Raw genomic sequence first — 20,739 nt, 5'->3', positions numbered from 1 at the left:
TTGTTCAGTAGCCCTGTTTACGATCTACCAAGTTTAGCCACGGTTCACCGACCTCGCCGCGGCGGATGTTTTCGGCGATGACCTGTGCCGATGTGACTGCTCGGGTTTCGGCAGCAATATGCGGCGTGACCGTGACATTGGGATGGGCCCAAAAGCGGTGATCGGCGGGCAAGGGCTCAACCCGGAACACATCCAGTGTGGCATGGGCGACATGACCGCTGTCCAGCGCGGACAGCAGTGCCTCGTCGTCGATTAATGGGCCGCGACCGGGGTTGATGATACGGGCTCCACGCGGCAGCAACGCCAGGGTTTCGGCATTCAGTGTGTTTTCGGTTGCCGGGGTGTCGGGCAGCAAGAGGATCACAATCTCTGCATGCTTTAGGGCCTGCGCCAGCCCTGTGTCGCCATGCAGGCAAGCTATCCCGTCTATGGATTTAGGAGACCGCGACCAGCCGGTCACCGGGAACCCGAGTTGAAATAGTTGCTTGGCACAGGCCTGACCCAGCGCACCAAGCCCCAGCATGGTCACGGGGCGCTCCATCGCCAATGGTGGGATCACCGGCTCCCACCGATCCTGCATGGCGATCGAGCGGTCGATATCCAGATGATAGCGCAGCACATGCCCAGTGACCCATTCCACCATCCCCGCCGTCAGCCCCGGATCGACCATCCGGCATAGCGGCATGGTCAGGCTTTCGTTGCCAATGATTTTCTCGACTCCAGCCCATAGGCTCAGCACTGCCTTGCAGCGGGTATAGGGGGTGAAATCGGACAGAGGCCCGTTAGGGGCATAGACAATGTAGTCCACGGTGTCTGGCGTGTGATCCTGCCTCAGATCAACCTCTAACCCGGCATCGGCAAAGGCTGCCTTTAACGGTGTGGAATAGGCCTCCCAGCGTTCAGGGCGGGCGGCGAACAGGACATTGATCATGTGGCAAAAACTCCGGCCATATCTGCAAACCCCTTGATCTCGATCGGGTTGCCCGCCGGATCATGGAAGAACATTGTGCTTTGTTCCCCCGGTTGTCCCGCAAAACGTGTGGTTGGTGCAATGGTGAAAACAACACCTTCCGCAACCAACTGATCTGCCAGCGCCCGCCATTCTCCTTGGGGCAGGATGACCCCCAGATGCGGCATTGGTACCATATGGTCCCCAACCTTACCGGTATTGGCCGTTGCGAAAACAGGTCCTAAATGCAGCGAGATCTGGTGGCCAAAGAAATTAAAATCGACCCAGGTTTCAGTGCTGCGACCCTCGGTGCAGCCAAGAAGCCCGCCGTAAAAGGCCCGCGCCCGCGCAAGGTCATCAACGTGGTAGGCTAGGTGGAAAATACTCATGCGAAATGCTCCTTTTGTTGCTCTTCTTGTAAGGAAACGACAGACAGTACCCTAGCTTATTTTTCTATGTTCAGACATAAGGAGAGCTATGGATTTAAGATTTGTCTCCAGCCTGATTTCGGTGGTTGATCAAGGTTCCCTTGCAGCTGCCGCGCGTGTCGAAGGGATCACCGCCTCGGCCGTGAGCCAGCGGGTGGCAGCACTGGAAGCTGAACTGCAGGTCAGATTACTGTCGCGCGCGGGGCGGGTGATGCAACCGACACCGCAGTGTCGCGCGGTGCTGCCGCTTCTTCGTCAACTCTTGACGATGAGAAGTGATGTGATGGCTACCCTGCAAGATCAGGATATGTCGGGCCCATTGCGACTGGGGGCGATTTCAACCGCGCTGGGCGACTACGCACCTGACATTGTTCGGGTGTTAAGGCAACAGGCGCCAGAGGTAGAGTTGCACTTGGTTCCGGGGACATCCCAGCAGCTATACGCCGCGTTGGAAGCCGAAGAACTGGATGCCGCGTTGATTGTACGCCCGCCATTTGAGTGGCCAAAAACCCTGTCGTTCACTCTGGTTGAACGTCAGGCTATTCAACTGCTGCGGCCCGCGGGAACTGAAGACTGCGCTGATCTTCCATTTATTGTTTACAGCCGGGATGCATGGGGCGCGAGCACCTGCTGGACCGCTCTGACGGACCTGGCACCTTCACCTCGGATACTGGCGGAAATGGATGCTGTAGAGACCATCGCCCAAATGGTACAGGACGGGTTGGGGCAGGCCGTATTGCCTGATTGGCCCGGACGGGCGCAGCGCAACCCGGATGTTCAGGTCACTGTTATTGACGCACCGGCCCGTGAAATTGGGTTGCTAACGCGAACACGGGACAAAGATTGGCCGGTGATGCGGTTGCTCCTTGATACCTTGCTAGGCACCTGAAGTGCTGGATCTACCGTGGCCTGTGAACATGGGCGCTTTGCACCAAGCCAAAGGCCGCCAGTAGCACCAGCATCACCGATCCCCCATAAGAAACCAATGGCAAGGGCACTCCGACCACCGGCGCTAGCCCCATGACCATCGACATATTCACTGCGAAGAACAAAAAGAACGTCAGCGAGATGCCCATGATCACCAATGACGAGAAACGGTCCTTGGTGGCCAGTGCTGCGGCGATACAGAAAATGACGATCAGCATGTAGATGCCCAGCAGGGATACCCCGCCAACAAAGCCAAATTCCTCGGCCAGTGTGGTGAAGATGAAATCCGTGTGTTTCTCGGGCAAAAAGTTCAGCCGTGATTGGGTGCCCTGCATGAATCCGCGCCCTGACCAGCCGCCTGACCCCAGCGCAATTTTAGATTGGGTGATGTGGTATCCAGCCCCCAAAGGATCGGTCGAAGGATCCAGAAAGGTATCAATGCGACGATACTGATAATCCTTGAGCAACTGCCAAGAGGTGCCGCGACCTTGAAAAACGGCGGTGATCAGTCCCACCCCAGCGCCAATGACAGCGGCAAAATAGGCCCAGTGAACACCGGCCAGAAACATCACGCCGCCACCTGCTGCCATCAGCAGGATTGAGGTGCCAAGATCGGGCTGGCGCAGGACCATGAATGTCGGCAGCAGGATCAGCACAACAGGGAGCAAGACCCACATAGGGCGCGACGTACGTTCCCTTGGCAGCCAGTCATAGTAAGCGGCCAGCAGCATCACTAGGGTGATCTTGGTCAGCTCGGACGGCTGTAATCGCATGAAGCCCAGATCGATCCAGCGTTGAGCCCCCATGCCGACAGAGCCAAAAAATTCAACTGCCAACAGCAATGCGATGGATAGCATGTATGCCAGAACTGCCATGTTGCGCCAAAACCAGATCGGCACCATGGCGATAAAGAACATGGCGAATAACCCCATGCCAAACCGCTTTACCTGCGGCTCTACCCAAGGGCTGGCTGACCCTCCGGCCACCGAATACAGCATAAGGAACCCAACGCAGGCGACAGAGACCAGTAACAGGATCAGCGGCCAATTCAAAAACAAGACCTTGCGCAGCCCGGCCGGGGTCGTCTTGGCGTTATACTCAAGATAACTCATGCGCGGTCGCTCGCCTCATGCATCCGCTCGGGGCGCTCCCGCTCTAGCCGTTCCTGCTGTGCCCGGATGCGATTGCGATCTTTCTTGGGGTAGGCATCAAGTGGCGGTGTCCCACCATACAGGGCCTGCAACATGACATCGCGCACAATAGGGGCCGCAGCTGTAGAGCCGCCTCCGCCATGTTCCACAATGACCGCGATCGCAAATTTCGGGTTATCAAACGGGGCAAAGCTGACGAACAAGGCGTGGTCGCGCCGTTCCCAGGGCAGGTCACTGTTGCGAACGACCCCAGCGGCGCGTTCGGCGGCTGTGATGTTTCGCACCTGACTGGTGCCCGATTTGCCGGCCATGCGCATTGTTTCTTCGATGATGCGCGACCCATACCCGGTGCCGCGTCGATCATTTGATACCGAATACATGCCCCGGCGCAGGGTCCGCAGGTTGTTTTCGTTCAGCCCCATCGACTCGCCGGCTCCGCCTGGTTGTTCGATCCCGTCGATGGACTTGATCAACCGCGGTGTCACACTGCGCCCAGTGGCCAGCCGCGCGGTCATAACCGCCAGCTGCATCGGTGACGCCAGCATATAACCCTGCCCGATAGAGGCGTTGGCGGTGTCGCCAATCAGCCAGTCTTCGCCTCGGTTGCGGTTCTTCCACTCTTTGGTTGGGGTTAGCCCCGAGGCAACCGCCGACATCGGCAGATCGTGGCGAATGCCCAATCCCATGCGCTGCGCCATGGCAGATATCTTGTCGATGCCGACCTTTAGCGCCAGATCATAGTAGTACACATCACAAGAGCGCTTCAGAGAGTTGTTCAGGTCGACATTACCATGTCCGCCTCGCTTCCAGCAGTGGAAGCGGCGACCAGCCACCTCTAGGTAGCCCGGACACCAGACGGTCTCTTCCGGGCCAATGATGCCTTCTTCCAGCGCTGCCAGTGCAACGATCATCTTGAAGGTTGATCCGGGTGGATAGGTCCCTTGGACGGATTTATTGGCTAGTGGTCTGTATGTATTCTCAGTCAGCTCTCTGTAATCAGCGACCGAAATACCACGCACAAACAGGTTTGGGTCAAAGCTGGGGGCTGAGGCAATGGCGCGCAGGTCACCGTTTTCGCAGTCGATGACAACGGCGCTGGCGCTTTCATTTCCCAACCGCGCCTGAACATAGCCTTGCAATTCGGCATCGACGGTCAGCTGCATGTCCGCACCCGACACACCATCACGCCGGTCCAGTTCGCGCATGACCCGACCAGTGGCATTGACCTCTACCCGTTTGGCGCCGGCTTTGCCGCGTAAAACGTCTTCACGCTTGGCCTCAAAACCAACCTTGCCAATCTGAAAACGCGGGATGCGCAGAATGGGTTCAGGGTCTTCTATCTGGCTGAGGTCATAGTCGGAAACCGGGCCGACATAGCCAACGACATGGGCAAAATCGGCCCTGCGAGGATAGATGCGGGCCAGACCAACCTCGGGTGTGATGCCGGGCAGGGCCGGCGCATTCACTGCAACCTTTGAAATGTCCTCCCAGTCGATCTGATCTGCCAGTGTCACTGGTAGGAACGGTGGAGAGCGACGCATCTCGGCAATGGCCCGCTCCAAATCCTTGGGATCGATATCGATCAACCGCGACAGATCATTGATCACCTTGTCCACGTCACCAGCATCTTCGGGCACGATGATGATGCGGTACGAGGGAAAGTTGCGGGCGATAGCAATGCCGTTGCGGTCAAAAATCTCACCACGGGCAGGGGCCAGAAGTCGGATATTGATGCGGTTCTCTTCGGCCAGCAGCCGGAACTGGTCCGCCTGATCCACCTGCAGATGGCGCATCCGCATGGCTAGACCACCGGCGAAAACCAGTTGAATACCACCAAGCAACAGCGCCCGTCGGCTAAGAGTGCGATTGGTGGTTTCCAGTTCCTTTGGGTTGCGTCTCATAGCCGTATTCCCAGCGCCTCAAGCTCGGCAGAGGTCAACCTGCGCACGCCCAATATAGACTGGCAGACAAGCACCACCAAGGGATAGACCGCAATGGTCAGTAACATCTGTATTAGGATCAGCCCAAACGGCGCTTGTTGTACGTTTACCAAAGACAGGGCCAAACGGTTAAGGACTGTAATTGCGGTCAGAACCAAACTGACCGAAATCCATTCCGCAACAAAGCCTGTGTCTCGGTGGGTCAGGGCGCGGGGTTTTAGAAACTCACATCCCAAAAGAACAAGCATCGCCATCAGACCGGGGGGTCTTTGAAACATCAGATCCGCCAGCAACAGTGTCACCGCCAGTATGACAGTCGGGATGTAATCCGGACGGCGCAGTGACCAGGCAAGGGCCATGGCCACCAGCAGGTCAGGCGGTGCCCACTGGCGTGGAACGGTATCCAAAGGCAGCAGGTGGAAAAAGATATACAGCAGGGCCAGCGCCGGGAACACAGCCCGCATGAGCCAGATATGCGCAGGCGATGTGCTATCCATTGTCGGCGCCCAAATTTTCGGGGCGGGCTCGTGGCAATGTCGCACCGGGTGGGGGAGCCACTAGGCTACCGGGGGTGTCGATCCCTTCGGTTCCATGGTGGCGTAGCACACGCAGGAACTCTAGCCGCTCATAATCGGCAGACAGGCGCACTCGCAAACGGCCCGATGGGTCGGTAGCTACTTGACCAATCAACAGCCCCGCTGGGAACACATCGCCATCACCCGATGTAATCACCCGGTCACCGGGGCGCAGTTCATCCGGGTTTTCCAGAAAGTCGATCACCGGCGCGGCGTTATTGTCGCCAGCAATCAGGGCACTTTGGCCCGAGGGTTGTATCGTCGCCGGCACCGAGCTGGCAGCATCGGTCAACAGGATCACCCGCGCCGTATTGCGCCCTGTTCCCGAAATCCTTCCAACCAGACCAATGCCATCCATCGCCGCCCAACCATCGCGCACTCCGTCACGAGAGCCGACATTCAGTAGCACAGATTGGTGAAATGGCGATCCGCTGTCGGCCATCACCACGCCGGTGATATAGGTCAGCCGAGGATCCAGCCGTACGTTGTTCAGATCCAGCAACCGGGCGTTTTCCTGTTCCAACTGCAATGCCGCCTCTTTCCAGGCCTGCATCTGTCGCAACTCGGACCGCAACTCTCGGTTCTGGTTGGATAGTCGTTGATAGGATTGAAAATCACGGACCAGATTGATGGCTCCGGTCACCGGCACCATCGCCCATTCCATGTTGGGGACCACAGCGTCCACCACCTGCGCCCGAAATCGCTCGACCCTTGGGCTGTCGATGCGCCAGACAATAAAGATCAGCGCCAGACACAGACAACACAGCGCAATCAGCAAACGCTTTAGCGGGGCGGTATAGTCTTCGCGCTGGGATCGATCTCTGGCCAAGGGGCTCCTCTCGGGTACCTAAACGGCACCGCACATATGGCGAAAGGTAAGAGCCTTAGCTGTCGTAATCAATCGCGTGGCGTAGTTGCTTTTCAAATTCCAGCGCCTTGCCGGTGCCAAGGGCAACGCAGTTCAGGCTTTCATCGGCGATTGAAACAGCCAGTCCGGTCTGCTCGCGCAATGTCAGGTCCAAATCGCCCAGCAGTGCACCACCGCCGGTCAACATGACGCCGCGATCAACAATATCGGCAGCCAGATCTGGCGGAGTGGCTTCCAGCGCGGTCATAACTGCTTCGCAGATTTGCTGCACCGGTTCGGCCAGCGCCTCGGCGATCTGAGCCTGGCTGATTTCGATTTCCTTGGGCACACCGTTCAACAGGTCACGACCCCGGATCTGCATCGACTGACCCCGACCATCATCGGGCATACGGGCTGTACCGATCGATGTCTTGATCCGCTCGGCTGTTGCCTCACCGATCAAAAGGTTCTGTTGACGGCGCAGATAGGAAATAATGGCTTCGTCCATCCGGTCGCCACCAACGCGAACCGAACGCGCATAAACGATGTCGCCCAGCGACAGAACGGCTACCTCAGTGGTACCACCACCGATATCAACCACCATGTTGCCGGTGGGATCGGTGATCGGCATGCCAGCCCCAATAGCGGCAGCAATGGGCTCGGCAATCAGACCGGCCTTGCGGGCCCCGGCCGACAAAACCGATTGGCGGATCGCCCGCTTCTCAACCGGAGTGGCACCATGTGGCACACAGACAATAATCTTGGGTTTTGAGAAGGTTGACCGTTTGTGCACCTTGCGAATGAAGTGTTTGATCATCTCTTCCGCAGTGTCAAAGTCAGCAATGACACCTTCGCGCATTGGCCGGATCGCTTCGATCGAACCGGGGGTCCGGCCCAGCATCAGCTTGGCGTCTTCACCCACAGCCAGTACTTTCTTGACGCCGTCCTTGACGTGATAGGCCACCACCGAAGGTTCTGACAGGATCACGCCTCGGCCTTTGACGTAAACCAGCGTGTTTGCTGTTCCAAGGTCAATTGCCATGTCCGACGTAAACAGGCCGGACAAAAATCCAAAGATCGACATATAAAGGGATCCTGTAAGTGCTGTTATGTTGGCCCACGACTCTGCGCAAATCCCGGACTTCTGATCTTATAAGCAGCCCAGCCACGCCGCGAAAGAGCGTATTCTGTCTGATTAGCGCCTTTTCGCCGGCTTTTCCGCTTTTCCGGGCTCACGTCTCGGGCATTTGCGACAGGTATCCCAACACCGCACGCCGGGCGCGGGCAAACAGAGCATTCCCGTCAGGTTCACCGGCCATGGCCGCAGCATTGATCAATCCTTTGGTTATGGCAACCACATCGCGCGCCTCTTGCAGACCTGCGCTTGGCTGCAAACGACGAACCGTCGCCAGAACCCATTGCGCCATTTCCTCGGCCAACGCGGCGGTCTCATCCGCCAGTTCCAACCGCTGTTCGATGTATTCAACCTCAAACGCCAAGGTCGGGCGTTCATACTGATGCATCATGCCAGCGCGTATCAACGCCTCTACCGCGTCAGCGGGCGACGCGTCTTGTGTGTCCAGCACAGCCTGCTGCATCCCCTTCAGCAATTTCTGGCGCTTGTCCCGGATCAACGTTGCCAGAATGGCCTCTTTGTTGGGGAAATACTGATACAGCGATCCAACACTAACCCCGGCACGTTCCGCGATGGCATTGGTGGTCAATCCGTTTCGTCCCTGCGATTCCAAAAGGCGAGCCGTGGCCTCGATAATGGCCGTCTGGGTGACGCGAGAACGCGCCTGACGCGCCTGTTTTCTAGGCTGATGCATGGGGGAACAGTCCTGTTGTGGAACGCGAGTTGCGAAATGTGAGCAATCATTCAGATTTCAAGGCCAGACGCAACTGGTTTTGGACGACTCATGAAACTCACAATATTCCTCCTTCTTCGCGCCAACCCGTCATGGCTGAAATTGACGCGCGACCAACGGGCCCGCATCGCGGAGCATGGTCTTGGATCACACTTCTCACAGCCGGGGATGAAGCTGCGTCACTTCGATGCCGAGGCCTTTCACGCCAGGATCAGCGACATTGCCGTGATCGAGGCCGACGACCCGCAGGCCTACTATTTCGCCATCGAAGCCCTGCGCGACTCGCCTCTGATTGCTGATGAGTATTTTGAACTGGTTGAGATCATTCCCAGCTATGAAAACGGGTTTAAAGCCTACGAGGCATCCTATGTGGCTTGAGGGAAAACATATTCTGCTAACTGGCGCGACCCGCGGCATCGGACGGGCGCTTGCCACGCAATTGATCAAGGATGGCGCGACGGTAATAGCCGTGGCACGAAATACCGAGGCCTTGACTGCACTGGCGTGGGAACTGGGCCCGCAATTGCAGCCCTACACCTGCGATTTGCAAAACGTACAAGATAGAGAAGAGTTAATCGAAAAACTCACATCAGCCCCCCAGCCATTGGATGGGGTGATCAACAATGCGGGCATCCAAATCGAAGCGGATTATATGGTTGCCGGACGTAATGACCTGGCCAAGAATATCGCGGCCGAGATCGACATAAACCTTGTCGCCCCCTTGCACCTCTGCGCATCACTGGCGATCCATCTGGCGCAGCGCCCCGAGGGATTTATCGTCAACGTCACTTCAGGTTTGGTCCTGTTTCCAAAGCAGAATGCGCCAATCTACTGCGCAACCAAGGCCGGGTTACGCAGCTTTACCACCGCGCTTCGGTATCAGGCAGAGCAGCTTGCCCCCAATATGTTGGTCTGTGAGTGCATCATGAGTTTAGTCGACACGGACATGACTCAAGGCCGGGGGAGCGGCAAAATCACCCCTGACAAGGCGGCACAGCAGTTGTTGCAGGGGCTTAGACGCGGATCAGATGAGATCTGGATCGGCAAAACCCGCGCCCTGCGCTGGATCAACCGATTGTCACCCAAACTGGCCGCCAAAATCCTGCACGGCTAACGAAATCCTCCCGCGCCCTTGCTCTCTCATCACAGATGAGAGGCAAAGCCTTGGGCCCGGCGCCGCTGCGCGGCGCGGGTTCGCCTAGGGGTAACAGGCATCGCTTATCTCGAAGGGCGAGTGGATCAATTGCCCGCCTTTTTTTCGCGCCGATAGCTGCGTGGCGACAGGCCGGTGGCTGTTTCAAACGCACGGCTAAAGGCGGTGCGGCTGGCATAGCCAACCTCCGCGCTAATGCGCTTTACCGGCAGGTCAGTGCGGGCCAACATGTCGGCCGCCTTCTGCATGCGCATCACCCGCAGCAACTCCATCGGGCCACTGCCATAGGTTTCGGCAAACCGATGCGCTAGGGTACTGCGGCTCATCCCGGCATGGTCTGCCAGAGTTTCCAGAGAGTGATCATCGCCCGGTGTCGTCATCATGTGGGTCAGAACAGGCCACAGTTTGGGGTCATGCAGGGCCTTCATCCATGCCAGTTCAGGACCATGAGACTGCAATTTATGCCGCATCAGTGCGATCATTGCCTGTTGTATCAGGACCCGCAGCATAGCGCCGCTGCCCAGCGAAGGCTCGGCGATTTCCTGTAGGATCTGGTCGACGGGCGTAGCCAGGCCGGGGTTGGTGGCAACCGTATCGACAATGGGGCTGCGCACCAAGTCAATCACGTTGTGCAGGTTCTTCAGGGAAAGGCTGATATGCGCACAGATCGCCACTAAACCACCGCGCGCGTCGTCGGCGTTTTGCTTGTGGACCAAATGCACCAAATTCAAACCCGCAGGTCTGCACTGTGGCAGTGGATCAGTTCCCTCGCCAAAACTGCGCAACACATGGGACCGTAGGGCAGGGACCAGCACCAGCGTGCCGCGCGACACCGGAAGGTTTGGTTGTCCTGATATCAGGATCTCGCCATGCCCAGACAGTATGTAATGCAGCGTTGCTGTGCTGTCCTGCCCTAGCCCGAGATCGCCCTTGCCATTCAGTTCACACAGGGCAAATGGGGCCGTCTCAATTTGCATCTGCTCTAGAATAAAGTCGTGTTCCATTCCGGCATTTGATCACAGGATTGGATGAATGAATACAAATAAGCAGCAGGTGATACCTAAACCGGACCAAATGATACATAAGCCCATCTAGATTGATCTCATCAACCGATGAGGAGACACCCCATGTGCAACGACCACGATCACAATCACAATCACCTAACACGCCGTCAGGCTCTGCGTGGGGCCTTGGCCACTGGCGCTGCTGCAGCGGCAGTGACCGCCGGGTCCGCAGCCCAAGCGCAAGACAATCCATATGCTGATCCGGCTTCCCCAGCCTTGCCGCCCAGCAACATGAAGTTGGACCTCAGCCGTACCGCGCTGGTGGTTACCGACCCGCAGATCGATTTCCTGCACCCCGAAGGTGTGACCTGGGGCGTGGTCGGTGAATCGGTGCAAGAGCAAGGCACCGTTGAAAACATTGAACGGCTATTCAAGGCAGCCAAGGCAGCTGGCATCACCGTGGCCGTGTCGCCGCATTACTATTACCCCACTGATCACGGTTGGAAATTCGAAGGTGCACTGGAAAAACTGATGCACAAGATCGGCATGTTTGACCGTAAGGGCGCTCTGACGACTGACGGGTTCGAAGGTTCGGGCGCCGACTGGATGCCGCAGTACAAAAAGTACATCGACGACGGCAAAACCATCGTTTCCTCACCGCACAAAGTCTATGGCAATGACACTAATGACCTGAGCCTGCAGTTGCGCAAGCAAGGGGTGGATCAAGTGATCCTGGCTGGGATGTCCGCCAACCTCTGCACCGAGAGCCACATGCGTGAGCTGATCGAACAAGGGTTCGAGGTGGCAGTGGTGCGCGACGCCACCGCAGCGGCAAAACTGCCCGAGGGTGACGGCTATCTCGCGGCTCTAACCAACTTCCGCTACATTGCCAACGCGTTGTGGACCACCAGCGACGTCGAAGAGAAGCTGGCCGCCGGTTAAGCACTCTCTGGCAAACAAAGCGATGACCGGTTCTGGTCATCGCAACAACAGAAAGCTCCCGCGCCTGCGCTCTCTCATCACAGATGATAGGCAAAGCCTTGGGTCCGGCGCCGCTGCGCGGCGCAAACCGATTTACCAGAACTGTTCCGGGTCAAGGGGCGCGTCAGCGCCCGTGCGCAGCACGGCTTGCCCTTGACGCGGAAGGTTTAAACCATAATTGAACAGGCGCTTTCAGGGCAAACCTGCCCCTGAAACGCCTCCCCAGCCAAAGAAACACCGCGCAGCGGTGCCCGGCCCAAGTCCCTAATCTGGTTCGGCATAGCCGAAACAGCTTGGGGCGCGGGAGCACATGGTTTGTTTCAAAAGCACCAGCAATGCAAAAGGGCCACCCAAATGGATGGCCCTTTGCTCGTGTCTCAACACCACTCAGGTGATATCTTTGTACGAAATCTCACGCGTATCCGCACCTTCGCCAACTTTGCCACGTCGTACAATTAGCCGGTTCAGGGCGCTGATATAGGCCTTGGCCGAGGCTACGACTGTATCAGTATTGGCGCTCTCACCGGTGGCGATGATGCCGTCTTCTTCCAACCGTACCGAAACAGTGGCCTGAGCGTCGGTCCCAGCGGTCACCGCTTGCACCTGATACAGTTGCAGTTGTGCAGTGTTCGGATGGATCTCGCGGATCGCCTTGAACGTAGCATCAACTGGGCCGTCACCTTCGGCCGTGGCTGTCACATCCTGACCGTCGACCTCCATTTCAATCGTGGATTCCGCCGGGCCACCTGTGCCGCAGACCACTTTCATCGAGACCAGCTGCAGATGATCATCGTCATCGGTGCCAGTGCGCATCAGGGCGATGATGTCGTCGTCAAACACCTCTTTCTTGCGGTCGGCCAGCTCTTTGAATCGGACAAACACATCCTTCAGCTGGTTGTCGCCAACCTCAAAACCCAGTGTGTTCAGCTTGTCACGCAACGCAGCGCGGCCCGAGTGTTTGCCAAGTGGCAGCGAGGTGCCGGACAGGCCCACATCAGCGGGGCGCATGATCTCAAACGTTTCGGCGTTCTTCAGCATGCCATCCTGGTGGATGCCGGACTCGTGGGCAAAAGCGTTCTTGCCGACGATGGCCTTGTTGAACTGCACCGCAAAGCCCGACACGGCCGCAACACGGCGCGAGATATGCATGATCTTTTTGGTGTCGATGCCGGTGTGCCAAGGCATGATGTCATTGCGCACTTTCAGCGCCATCACCACCTCTTCGAGCGCGGTGTTACCGGCGCGCTCACCCAGACCGTTGATGGTACATTCGATCTGACGTGCACCACCAGCCACGGCCGCCAGCGAGTTGGCGGTCGCCATGCCAAGGTCGTTGTGACAGTGAGTGGCAAAGATAACATCATCCGCGCCGGGAACCGTTTCGATCAGCTTCTTGATCAGCTCGGCGCTTTCCATCGGAGCAGTATAACCCACGGTGTCGGGGATGTTGATGGTGCTGGCACCGGCCTTGATCGCAATCTCGATCACCCGGCACAGATAGTCCCACTCGGTCCGAGTGGCATCCATTGGTGACCATTGAACGTTGTCACAAAGGTTGCGCGCATGGGTGACGGTCTGGTGAATGACATCGGCCATTTCATCCATCGACAGGTTCGGAATCGCACGGTGCAGCGGCGAGGTGCCGATAAAGGTGTGGATCCGGTTCTTCTCGGCGTGTTTGATCGCTTCCCAGCAGCGGTCGATGTCACCCGTCTTGGCGCGGGCCAGACCACAGATACGGCTGTTGCGGCTGTTCTTGGCGATCTCTGAAACCGCGTTGAAATCACCCTCGGATGCAATCGGGAACCCGGCTTCGATAATATCGACGCCCATATCATCCAGCAGCCCGGCAATCTCGAGCTTTTCGTTGTGGGTCATAGTCGCGCCAGGGCTTTGCTCGCCATCGCGCAGGGTGGTGTCAAAGATCACTACGCGGTCTTTGTCGGATGTATTTGTCATGTTGGTATCTCTCGTATCTTCTGTCCTAAGCCATGTGGCGCGCTGGCGATCCCCTCTGAGCGGACGCGCCGGATGGCACGCTCAGAGGCGAGTTAGGATCAGTAGGCCACGCAGCGAGGCGCTGCAAATGGCAGCGTCGACGAAAAGGATATGTGCGCGGTTGATCATGGCAGCGATTTATACATCCCCAATAGTAAATGAAAAGCCTCAAAAGAACCAAATTCCAGGGTGCGTGGATCTAACACCTTACTAAGTTTTTTCATTGAGCTCGGAGGAAGGGGTTTGACTGCCTGGAAGTTAGTGATTACTTGCTTACTTATGAAATTGGAGGAAAGCGAATGAAACGTGGTTGTTGGGTGTGTAAAGGCATCAGCTTGGTTCTAGCATTGACGCTGGTTGGGGTCGGCTACATCTTTGTGGTAAAGGGAAATGTCGAACCCCACGCTGATGGGCGGACGGTTGTGCTGTTGTCTGCGGACGAACGGAACATGGTGCTGGGTGAAATGCGCGGGCTGCTAGAGGCCGTGCAGACGGTGGTGCAGGCCGCAACCAAAGGTGACATGGCAGAGGTCAGTTCTGCAGCTCGTGCCGTGGGCATGGTGGCGGCCGAGGGGGAAAGTGCGGCGATGCTTGGCAAGATCCCACTGGATTTTATGAAACTGGGTATGGGCACACACAAAGCCTTTGATGCTTTGGCCGATACCGCTGACAGTACAGATGATCCGCTAGTGGTGTTGGGTGAACTGGGCAGCCTGATGGATCGTTGTACCAGTTGTCATGCCGGCTATCGTTTTGGTATCGAAGGGGAAGATCGAGAGAACTAAGGATAGTCATGACCAAGTCGCGTAAAAGTGCCCAAGAGCGGAAGGCAGAGATTGTGGAGACCGCAATCCGCCTTGCCGGCGAACAGGGGCCTGACCGGGTGACCACACAGGCGCTTGCGGATGCCATTGGGCTTAGTCAGGCTGCGATCTTTCGTCACTTTCCAACCAAGGCCGACATTTGGCTGGCAGTGGGCAAAAGCATCACCAGCCCAATTGTTCAACTGGACAAGGATGTGCCCCAAGACGATCCACTGGTGGTGTTGCAGGGGCTAATGGAGCGGCACCTGCGCCAGATTGCGCAGAACCCGGCTATTCCGGCGATCCTGTTCTCGCGGGAACTGCACGCGGAAAATGATGCTTTGCGCCATCACTTTGAAACGGTGATGGTGGCGCGCCGGGCTGGCTTGGCTCGGTTGCTAGAGCAAGCTCAGAAACAACGGCATTTAAATGCCGAGGTTGCCTCCGCCGATATCGCGGCCCTGTTGCTTGCATCTATTCAGGGGCTGGCGATGCGATGGTCACTGGAAAACCAGGGCTTTGATCTGGCCGCCGAAGGGGGGCGGTTGATTTCTGTTCTGTTGGGAGGTTTCTCGCCCAGGTCAGGTAATGCGCAGGTGTTGCCTGATAATCCCCAATAGAGAGTCGAGTTGCCCAGAAATAGCATCAGGCTGGGATTGGCAGAATCCGATCAGCAGGCCCTGCGCTTGGCCTGACGGGTCGCAGCTTGAAAGGCCACGTATGGAAATTCCAGCGGCGCGGGCAGCGGTGACGATTGGCGTATCGCGCATGTCGTTAGACAAGTGAAACGCAATTTGCATCCCGGCCTCATGACGGTGAAAGCTTCCTATGTCGGCGGGCCATTTCTCTAATGCATCGGCCGCCGCCGTATAGCGTTGCGCATATAGTCGCCGGGCGCGTCGGATATGTCGATCATATTGCCCAGATGCCAGAAACTCGGCCAATGGTCTTTGCGCGGTCACCGCTGCTCCACCGGACGACTGGCTTAGTGCGGCGCGAAACCGCTCAACCAATCCCTGTGGTAGGATCAGGTAGCCAAGCCGTAACGCATGAGAAAAGGTTTTGGAAAACGTGCCGACATAGACACAGCGACCACCATGATCCAAGGCAGCCATTGCTGGCACCGGTTGGCCAGCATAGCGGAATTCACTGTCGAAATCATCCTCGATGATCCAGCCGCCGCGGTCTTTGGCCGCCTGTAGAAAGGCTTGGCGCATTGGAACGGGCAGGGTGCCGCCCAATGGAAACTGGTGCGATGGCGTCAGGATAGTCACCTGAGCAGGCCGGGCTGGTGGCGTTGCGCCCTGTTTCCCAACAGGCAACCAATCGACCTCCCAACCTCGGGCAGCTGCAAAATGATGTGTGGGGGTATAACCCGGAGTTTCCAACGCCAACTGGCCATCTTCGACCAGCAGTATCATGGCCAGTTCCAGCGCTGCAGTTGCGCCACCTGTGACGATAACCTGATCTGCCGTTGCCGTAATCCCGCGCCAACGCCCGGCATAGGCTGCAATCTCACGCCGCAATTCCGGATCACCAAAGGGGTCTTCCAGTTGGATCAGCGCCACCGGAGTATTACGCGCCACCCGTGCCACGCAGCGTGCCCAGGGTTGGACCGGAAAGACATCAGGGTCCGGTTCCCCGGGTGACAGAACGCCCGGCAACGCGGGAGAGGAGGGGATGTGCTGCGCTGGCTCGGCAGCTGGTGGGGCTATCGGTGTAATATCGCAAACAAAAATCCCGGCGCCGGGTCGGCTCTCTAGATAACCCTCAGCGACCAGCTGTTCATAGGCTGTGACAACCGTTGATCGGGCAACGCCAAGATCCTGAGATAGCGCGCGCGAAGCTGGAAGCCGAACACCGGGCTGCAATTGGCCCTGCGTGATCTGCGCCCGCAATCCATCACAGATCTGCTGATAGCGTGGGGTCGGGTCCTCAGGGGACAGAAGGCAAGCAAAGTCGCTCATAATTGGACTGGTCATATTGATCAAAAGTGGAAGTTAATATCACTCCGCGCCAAGGCTACCTGTCAAGCCGGAATTGACATGAAGGTGAGAAACAAGATGGACCAGCCCCAATCCGATACCGAGCTTAAGACCGATCGCAGCCGCCTACGCCGTGCGCATGAGAAGGGGGCATATGACCGTGACAGTCTGAATGCGGTGCTTGATGCCATGCCGATGTGCCATATTGGCTATCAGATTGGCGGCAAGCCATCGGTGCTGCCAACCTTGCAATGGCGCGAAGGCAACCATGTTTATTGGCATGGGTCGTCAGCCAGCCGCGCCTTGCGGGCCATGGTCGGTGCAGATGTCTGTGTGACCGTAACCATGTTAGACGGCTATGTGCTGGCGCGCTCGGCTTTCCACCACTCGGTCAACCACCGTTCCGCGATGATCTTTGGTCGTCCGGAAAAGGTGACGGATACAGCGGCCAAGGAAAAGCACCTGAAAACCATGGTCGATCAGGTGTTCCCCGGCCGCTGGGAAGACCTGCGCCCGATGACGTCTCAAGAGGTCAAGGCGACATCCGTTTTGCGCATGCCAATAACCGAGGGCGCGGCCAAAATACGAAGCGGCCCACCGGTGGATGATGACGAAGATTATGAACTGCCCATCTGGGCCGGGGTGGTGCCCATGTCATTGCAGCTGCATGCGCCTGAACCAGACCCGGCGAACCAGCAGGGACTGGTGATGCCTGATCACCTCAGCCGTATTCGGATCGGTTGATTATAAAAGAGCGCGGTGCCGTCCGACGCTGGCTTAGTTGCCAGCGTCGCTTGCTGCTGGGTCTGCAGTCGTAGCATCTGTTATATCTTCGGGCGCAGTGGCAGCCTCCGCTGCACCATTCAACGCCCCATTGTCCCAACTGCCGCTGGTCTCTTGGCCGCTGGCATAGCGCATGGTGCCAGCCCCTTGGCGTTTGCTGTTCAGAAAATTGCCTTCGTAAACGTCGCCGTTGGCATAGGTGGCAACACCCTGACCGCTGATCTTGCCCTGCTGCCAGTCGCCCTCGTAAACAAAGCCGTCTTGCATCTCGATTTTGCCAGTCCCGTGGCGTTGGCCTTCGAAAAAGGCGCCGGTATAAATTGAGCCATCCGCATAGATGACCTTGGCCGCCCCATGGCGCAGGCTGTTTTGCCAGCCGCCGTCATAGCGATAGCCGTCCGTATAGGTCATGATCCCCTGACCGTGGTTGCTCGCATTCTTGAAGGTCCCAGTATAGACTACACCGTTCGGGTAGGTGGCGGTGCCTTCACCCTCGATAACACCGGCGGTCCAGTTGCCCTCGTAGGTCGACCCATCCCGATAGGTGATTTTGCCCTGACCATCGGGCAGGTCGGTGCGGAACTGGCCCTCATAGATCGACCCATCAGGATAGGTCACATGGCCCTGGCCCTCGATCTGTCCGCCCTGCCAGGCCCCGGTGTAGATATATCCGTCCGTCCCCTTGAACGTGCCCTGACCATCGCGCAAATCTGCAGTGAAGTTGCCAGTGTATGTATCGCCATTGGCATAGGTCAGTTTGCCTTGTCCATGCCGCCGCCCAGCATCCAGAGGGCCCTCATAGATGTCGCCATTTGGCTGCGTCAGAATGCCATCGCCGTGCATCTGATCGTCGGCCCAGCTGCCCTCGTAGATCAACCCATCAGGCAAGACCAGCTTGCCTTGACCATGCAGTTTTCCTGCTACCACATCGCCTTCATAGACCGCACCATTGGGATAGACGATCTTCGCCTTGCCTTCTTTCTTACCGTTCACCCAGGCGCCATTATATTCATAGCCGCCGGGGTTCTGCATGACACCATGACCGGTGTGCTGTGCATCAACAAACCCGCCCTCATAGCGCACACCATTGGCGTAGATCGCGACGCCCTGACCGTTGATGACGCCATCTACCCAGTCGCCTTCAAAGGTGCCCCCGTCGGAAAAGGTGATTTTGCCCTTTCCCTCAGGTTTACCCTTGGCAAAGGCCCCTTCATATACAGATCCATTCGGGAAACGCGCAACGCCTTGACCAACGATTTCGCCGTCTACCCAATCGCCCGAGTATTCATATCCGTTGGGTAACCGATAGGTTCCGGTACCATGCTGAAGCCCACCGCGAAACGTGCCCTCATAAACGCCGCCGATTTCGTCTTGGGTCGAAATCACCGGGCTGTCCTGTGCTAGTGCTGCCGAGCCCACCATCAGGGTCAGGGAAAATGCCAGTACGTTGCCAAATCGGATCATCGAAACCTCTGCCTGCGTATGAAAAATATTGCCGCAGCGTATCACGGCTTGACTTAAAACTAGGGCAGCCTGCTAATTGTCGCAATGTCTTTTGCGTCTGCTCTCTTTCCCTTGATGCAAGATCTGTTAAATGGCTGCAGTGGATTGTTAAAGGACTAGAGCAGGATGACTGATCGCTTCCGCGTAACCTTGGCCCAGCTGAACCCCGTTGTGGGCGACCTGTCAGGCAATGCAATACAGGCACTGAACGCCTGGAAACAAGGGCGTGACGCAGGTGCAAATCTGGTGGCACTGCCGGAAATGTTCATAACCGGCTACAACACCCAAGATCTGGTGATGAAGCCCGCGTTTCATCAGGCCGCCATTGCCGAGGTAGAAAAACTCGCGGTCGCAATGGCCGACGGACCTGCGCTGGCCATCGGTTCGCCTTGGGTCGAAGGTGGCAAGCTCTACAACGCTTACCTGATCCTCAAGGGTGGCAAGATCGCCAGCCGGGTGTTGAAACATCACCTGCCCAATGAAACCGTCTTTGACGAGGTCCGCATTTTCGAGGCAGGGCCACTGGGTGGTCCCTATGCGGTGGATGACATCCGCATCGGAAGCCCAATCTGCGAGGATGGCTGGCACGAGGACGTTGCCGAAACACTCGAAGAAACCGGCGCTGAGTTCCTGCTGATCCCCAATGGCTCGCCCTATTACCGCAACAAGATGGAAGTCCGGTTCAATCACATGGTGGCCCGCGCGGTTGAGACTGGTCTGCCCGTCATCTACCTCAACATGGTGGGCGGTCAGGATGATCAGGTCTTTGACGGTAGCTCCTTTGTGCTGAACCCAAACGGGGCGCTTGCCCTGCAAATGCTCGCTTTTGATGAGGCCGTGACCCACCTCGATCTTGAACGCACCGCTGATGGCTGGCGCGCTATCGAAGGCGACAAGGCGCATCTGCCGGACGAGTGGGAGCAGGACTACCGCGTCATGGTAGAGAGCCTGCGTGACTACCTGCGCAAATCCGGTTTCTCCAAGGTGTTGCTGGGCCTCTCCGGCGGGGTCGACTCAGCCATCGTAGCTGCCATCGCGGTTGATGCCATCGGCGCCGAAAACGTGCGCTGTGTGATGCTTCCATCCGAATACACTGGTCAGGAATCGCTCGACGATGCCGAGGCCGTGGCCAAGGCGCTGGGCGTGCACTACGACTACGTGCCGATCTCCGAAGGCCGTGCCGCGATCACCAACACACTGGCACCCCTGTTTGCCGGACGTGATGCAGACGTCACCGAAGAAAACATCCAGTCCCGCCTGCGCGGACTACTGCTGATGGCGATGTCTAACAAGTTTGGCGAAATGCTGCTGACCACCGGCAATAAATCCGAGGTCGCAGTGGGTTATGCCACCATCTATGGCGACATGAACGGCGGCTATAACCCGATCAAGGACATGTACAAAACACGCGTCTTTGAAACCTGCCGCTGGCGCAACGCCAACCACCGCCCCTGGATGAAAGGCCCAGATGGCGAAGTGATCCGCCCCAATGTCATCGACAAGCCGCCCACGGCTGAACTGCGCGAAGATCAGAAAGACAGCGACAGCCTGCCGGACTACCCCGAGCTGGACGCCATGCTGGATATTCTGGTGGACCAAGAAGGCTCCATCGCTGACTGCATCGCTGCCGGGTTCGACCGTGATGTCGCCAAACGGGTCGAACACCTGATCTACATCAGCGAATACAAACGCTATCAATCCGCCCCCGGCGCCCGCTTGACTCCACGCGCCTTCTGGCTCGACCGCCGCTACCCCATCGTTAACCGCTGGCGCGACCCAAGCTAGAAATAGCCCCCCCTTTCTTCTTGTTGAAAATACCTCGGGGGTGAATGGAAAGCCAACTT

20 protein-coding genes are annotated in these 20,739 nt (G+C 57.5%); 8 read left to right on the top strand and 12 right to left on the bottom strand.

The features are described 5' to 3' along the window. Positions 1 to 4: 4 nt before the first annotated feature. Both DL239_RS09455 and DL239_RS09450 read right to left on the bottom strand, forming a co-directional pair. A complete protein-coding gene (locus tag DL239_RS09455; protein ID WP_167683759.1) occupies positions 5 to 931 on the bottom strand; it encodes a 2-hydroxyacid dehydrogenase in 927 nt (308 codons plus the stop codon). Beyond that, positions 928 to 1,338, bottom strand: a complete 411-nt coding sequence (locus tag DL239_RS09450; RefSeq protein WP_167683758.1) for a VOC family protein — start codon at positions 1,336 to 1,338, stop codon at positions 928 to 930. The genes DL239_RS09455 and DL239_RS09450 overlap by 4 nt, the downstream gene beginning before the upstream one ends. An 88-nt stretch (positions 1,339 to 1,426) precedes the next feature. Here DL239_RS09450 and DL239_RS09445 point away from each other — a divergent pair, with 88 nt between their 5' ends. Next, the gene (locus DL239_RS09445; protein WP_167683757.1) at positions 1,427 to 2,266 is read left to right on the top strand and encodes a LysR substrate-binding domain-containing protein; all 840 of its coding nucleotides are present in this window, start codon (positions 1,427 to 1,429) and stop codon (positions 2,264 to 2,266) included. 10 nt (positions 2,267 to 2,276) lie between these two features. On the opposite strand, the gene rodA is transcribed toward DL239_RS09445, so the two are convergent. From rodA to DL239_RS09415, 6 genes are all read right to left on the bottom strand, one after another. Next, positions 2,277 to 3,416, bottom strand: a complete 1,140-nt coding sequence (gene rodA, locus DL239_RS09440) for a rod shape-determining protein RodA (RefSeq protein ID WP_167683756.1) — start codon at positions 3,414 to 3,416, stop codon at positions 2,277 to 2,279. Continuing rightward, a complete protein-coding gene (gene mrdA, locus DL239_RS09435) occupies positions 3,413 to 5,356 on the bottom strand; it encodes a penicillin-binding protein 2 (protein ID WP_167683755.1) in 1,944 nt (647 codons plus the stop codon). The genes rodA and mrdA overlap by 4 nt, the downstream gene beginning before the upstream one ends. Continuing rightward, positions 5,353 to 5,892, bottom strand: coding sequence for a rod shape-determining protein MreD (locus DL239_RS09430; protein ID WP_167683754.1), 540 nt, complete (start codon positions 5,890 to 5,892; stop codon positions 5,353 to 5,355). The genes mrdA and DL239_RS09430 overlap by 4 nt, the downstream gene beginning before the upstream one ends. Beyond that, positions 5,885 to 6,799 carry a rod shape-determining protein MreC gene (gene mreC / locus DL239_RS09425; RefSeq protein WP_167683753.1) on the bottom strand — a complete coding sequence of 305 codons (915 nt, stop codon included), beginning with the start codon at positions 6,797 to 6,799 and terminating at the stop codon, positions 5,885 to 5,887. Before mreC ends, DL239_RS09430 begins: the two co-directional genes overlap by 8 nt. A gap of 55 nt (positions 6,800 to 6,854) precedes the next feature. Next, entirely contained in the window at positions 6,855 to 7,901 is a 1,047-nt protein-coding gene (locus tag DL239_RS09420) for a rod shape-determining protein (RefSeq protein WP_167683752.1), read from the bottom strand. A 148-nt stretch (positions 7,902 to 8,049) separates the two neighbouring features. Continuing rightward, positions 8,050 to 8,646, bottom strand: a complete 597-nt coding sequence (locus DL239_RS09415; protein WP_167683751.1) for a TetR/AcrR family transcriptional regulator — start codon at positions 8,644 to 8,646, stop codon at positions 8,050 to 8,052. A 90-nt stretch (positions 8,647 to 8,736) separates the two neighbouring features. On the opposite strand from DL239_RS09415, the gene DL239_RS09410 reads away from it, so the two are divergent. Together DL239_RS09410 and DL239_RS09405 are read left to right on the top strand one after the other, a co-directional pair. After that, entirely contained in the window at positions 8,737 to 9,063 is a 327-nt protein-coding gene (locus tag DL239_RS09410; protein WP_167683750.1) for a darcynin family protein, read from the top strand. Further along, positions 9,053 to 9,799 (top strand): SDR family oxidoreductase, encoded by a 747-nt coding sequence (locus tag DL239_RS09405; protein ID WP_167683749.1) that lies wholly within the window; start codon positions 9,053 to 9,055, stop codon positions 9,797 to 9,799. The genes DL239_RS09410 and DL239_RS09405 overlap by 11 nt, the downstream gene beginning before the upstream one ends. A 125-nt stretch (positions 9,800 to 9,924) precedes the next feature. On the opposite strand, the gene DL239_RS09400 is transcribed toward DL239_RS09405, so the two are convergent. Further along, positions 9,925 to 10,842: a helix-turn-helix domain-containing protein gene (locus DL239_RS09400; RefSeq protein WP_167683748.1), complete on the bottom strand. Its 918-nt coding sequence runs from the start codon at positions 10,840 to 10,842 to the stop codon at positions 9,925 to 9,927. 123 nt (positions 10,843 to 10,965) lie between these two features. On the opposite strand from DL239_RS09400, the gene DL239_RS09395 reads away from it, so the two are divergent. Continuing rightward, complete coding sequence (locus tag DL239_RS09395; protein ID WP_167683747.1) at positions 10,966 to 11,784, top strand: cysteine hydrolase family protein; 819 nt, start codon at positions 10,966 to 10,968, stop codon at positions 11,782 to 11,784. 426 nt (positions 11,785 to 12,210) lie between these two features. Here DL239_RS09395 and DL239_RS09390 read toward each other — a convergent pair whose 3' ends face one another. Continuing rightward, positions 12,211 to 13,782 carry a 2-isopropylmalate synthase gene (locus tag DL239_RS09390; RefSeq protein WP_167683746.1) on the bottom strand — a complete coding sequence of 524 codons (1,572 nt, stop codon included), beginning with the start codon at positions 13,780 to 13,782 and terminating at the stop codon, positions 12,211 to 12,213. 338 nt (positions 13,783 to 14,120) lie between these two features. Here DL239_RS09390 and DL239_RS09385 point away from each other — a divergent pair, with 338 nt between their 5' ends. Then, the gene (locus DL239_RS09385; protein WP_167683745.1) at positions 14,121 to 14,606 is read left to right on the top strand and encodes a hypothetical protein; all 486 of its coding nucleotides are present in this window, start codon (positions 14,121 to 14,123) and stop codon (positions 14,604 to 14,606) included. Between the two features lie 8 nt (positions 14,607 to 14,614). After that, a complete protein-coding gene (locus tag DL239_RS09380; protein ID WP_167683744.1) occupies positions 14,615 to 15,244 on the top strand; it encodes a TetR/AcrR family transcriptional regulator in 630 nt (209 codons plus the stop codon). Here DL239_RS09380 and pdxR read toward each other — a convergent pair. After that, positions 15,206 to 16,591: a MocR-like pyridoxine biosynthesis transcription factor PdxR gene (gene pdxR / locus DL239_RS09375; RefSeq protein ID WP_167683800.1), complete on the bottom strand. Its 1,386-nt coding sequence runs from the start codon at positions 16,589 to 16,591 to the stop codon at positions 15,206 to 15,208. The genes DL239_RS09380 and pdxR overlap by 39 nt on opposite strands. Before the next feature lie 78 nt (positions 16,592 to 16,669). Here pdxR and DL239_RS09370 point away from each other — a divergent pair, with 78 nt between their 5' ends. After that, positions 16,670 to 17,353, top strand: a complete 684-nt coding sequence (locus tag DL239_RS09370; protein ID WP_240931821.1) for a pyridoxamine 5'-phosphate oxidase family protein — start codon at positions 16,670 to 16,672, stop codon at positions 17,351 to 17,353. Positions 17,354 to 17,386: 33 nt separating this feature from the next. Here the strand turns inward: DL239_RS09370 and DL239_RS09365 are convergent, their stop codons facing one another. Then, positions 17,387 to 18,856: an MORN repeat-containing protein gene (locus DL239_RS09365; protein ID WP_167683742.1), complete on the bottom strand. Its 1,470-nt coding sequence runs from the start codon at positions 18,854 to 18,856 to the stop codon at positions 17,387 to 17,389. A gap of 165 nt (positions 18,857 to 19,021) precedes the next feature. Between DL239_RS09365 and DL239_RS09360 the strand changes: the two genes are divergently transcribed. Continuing rightward, positions 19,022 to 20,680, top strand: a complete 1,659-nt coding sequence (locus tag DL239_RS09360) for an NAD+ synthase (protein WP_167683741.1) — start codon at positions 19,022 to 19,024, stop codon at positions 20,678 to 20,680. The last annotated feature ends 59 nt before the right edge of the window (positions 20,681 to 20,739 follow it).

Origin of the sequence: Parasedimentitalea denitrificans (assembly GCF_011813015.1) — a bacterium.
Lineage (GTDB): Bacteria > Pseudomonadota > Alphaproteobacteria > Rhodobacterales > Rhodobacteraceae > Parasedimentitalea > Parasedimentitalea denitrificans.
Note: the sequence above shows the minus strand (reverse complement) of the source record. Positions and strands in the feature narration are given on the sequence as shown.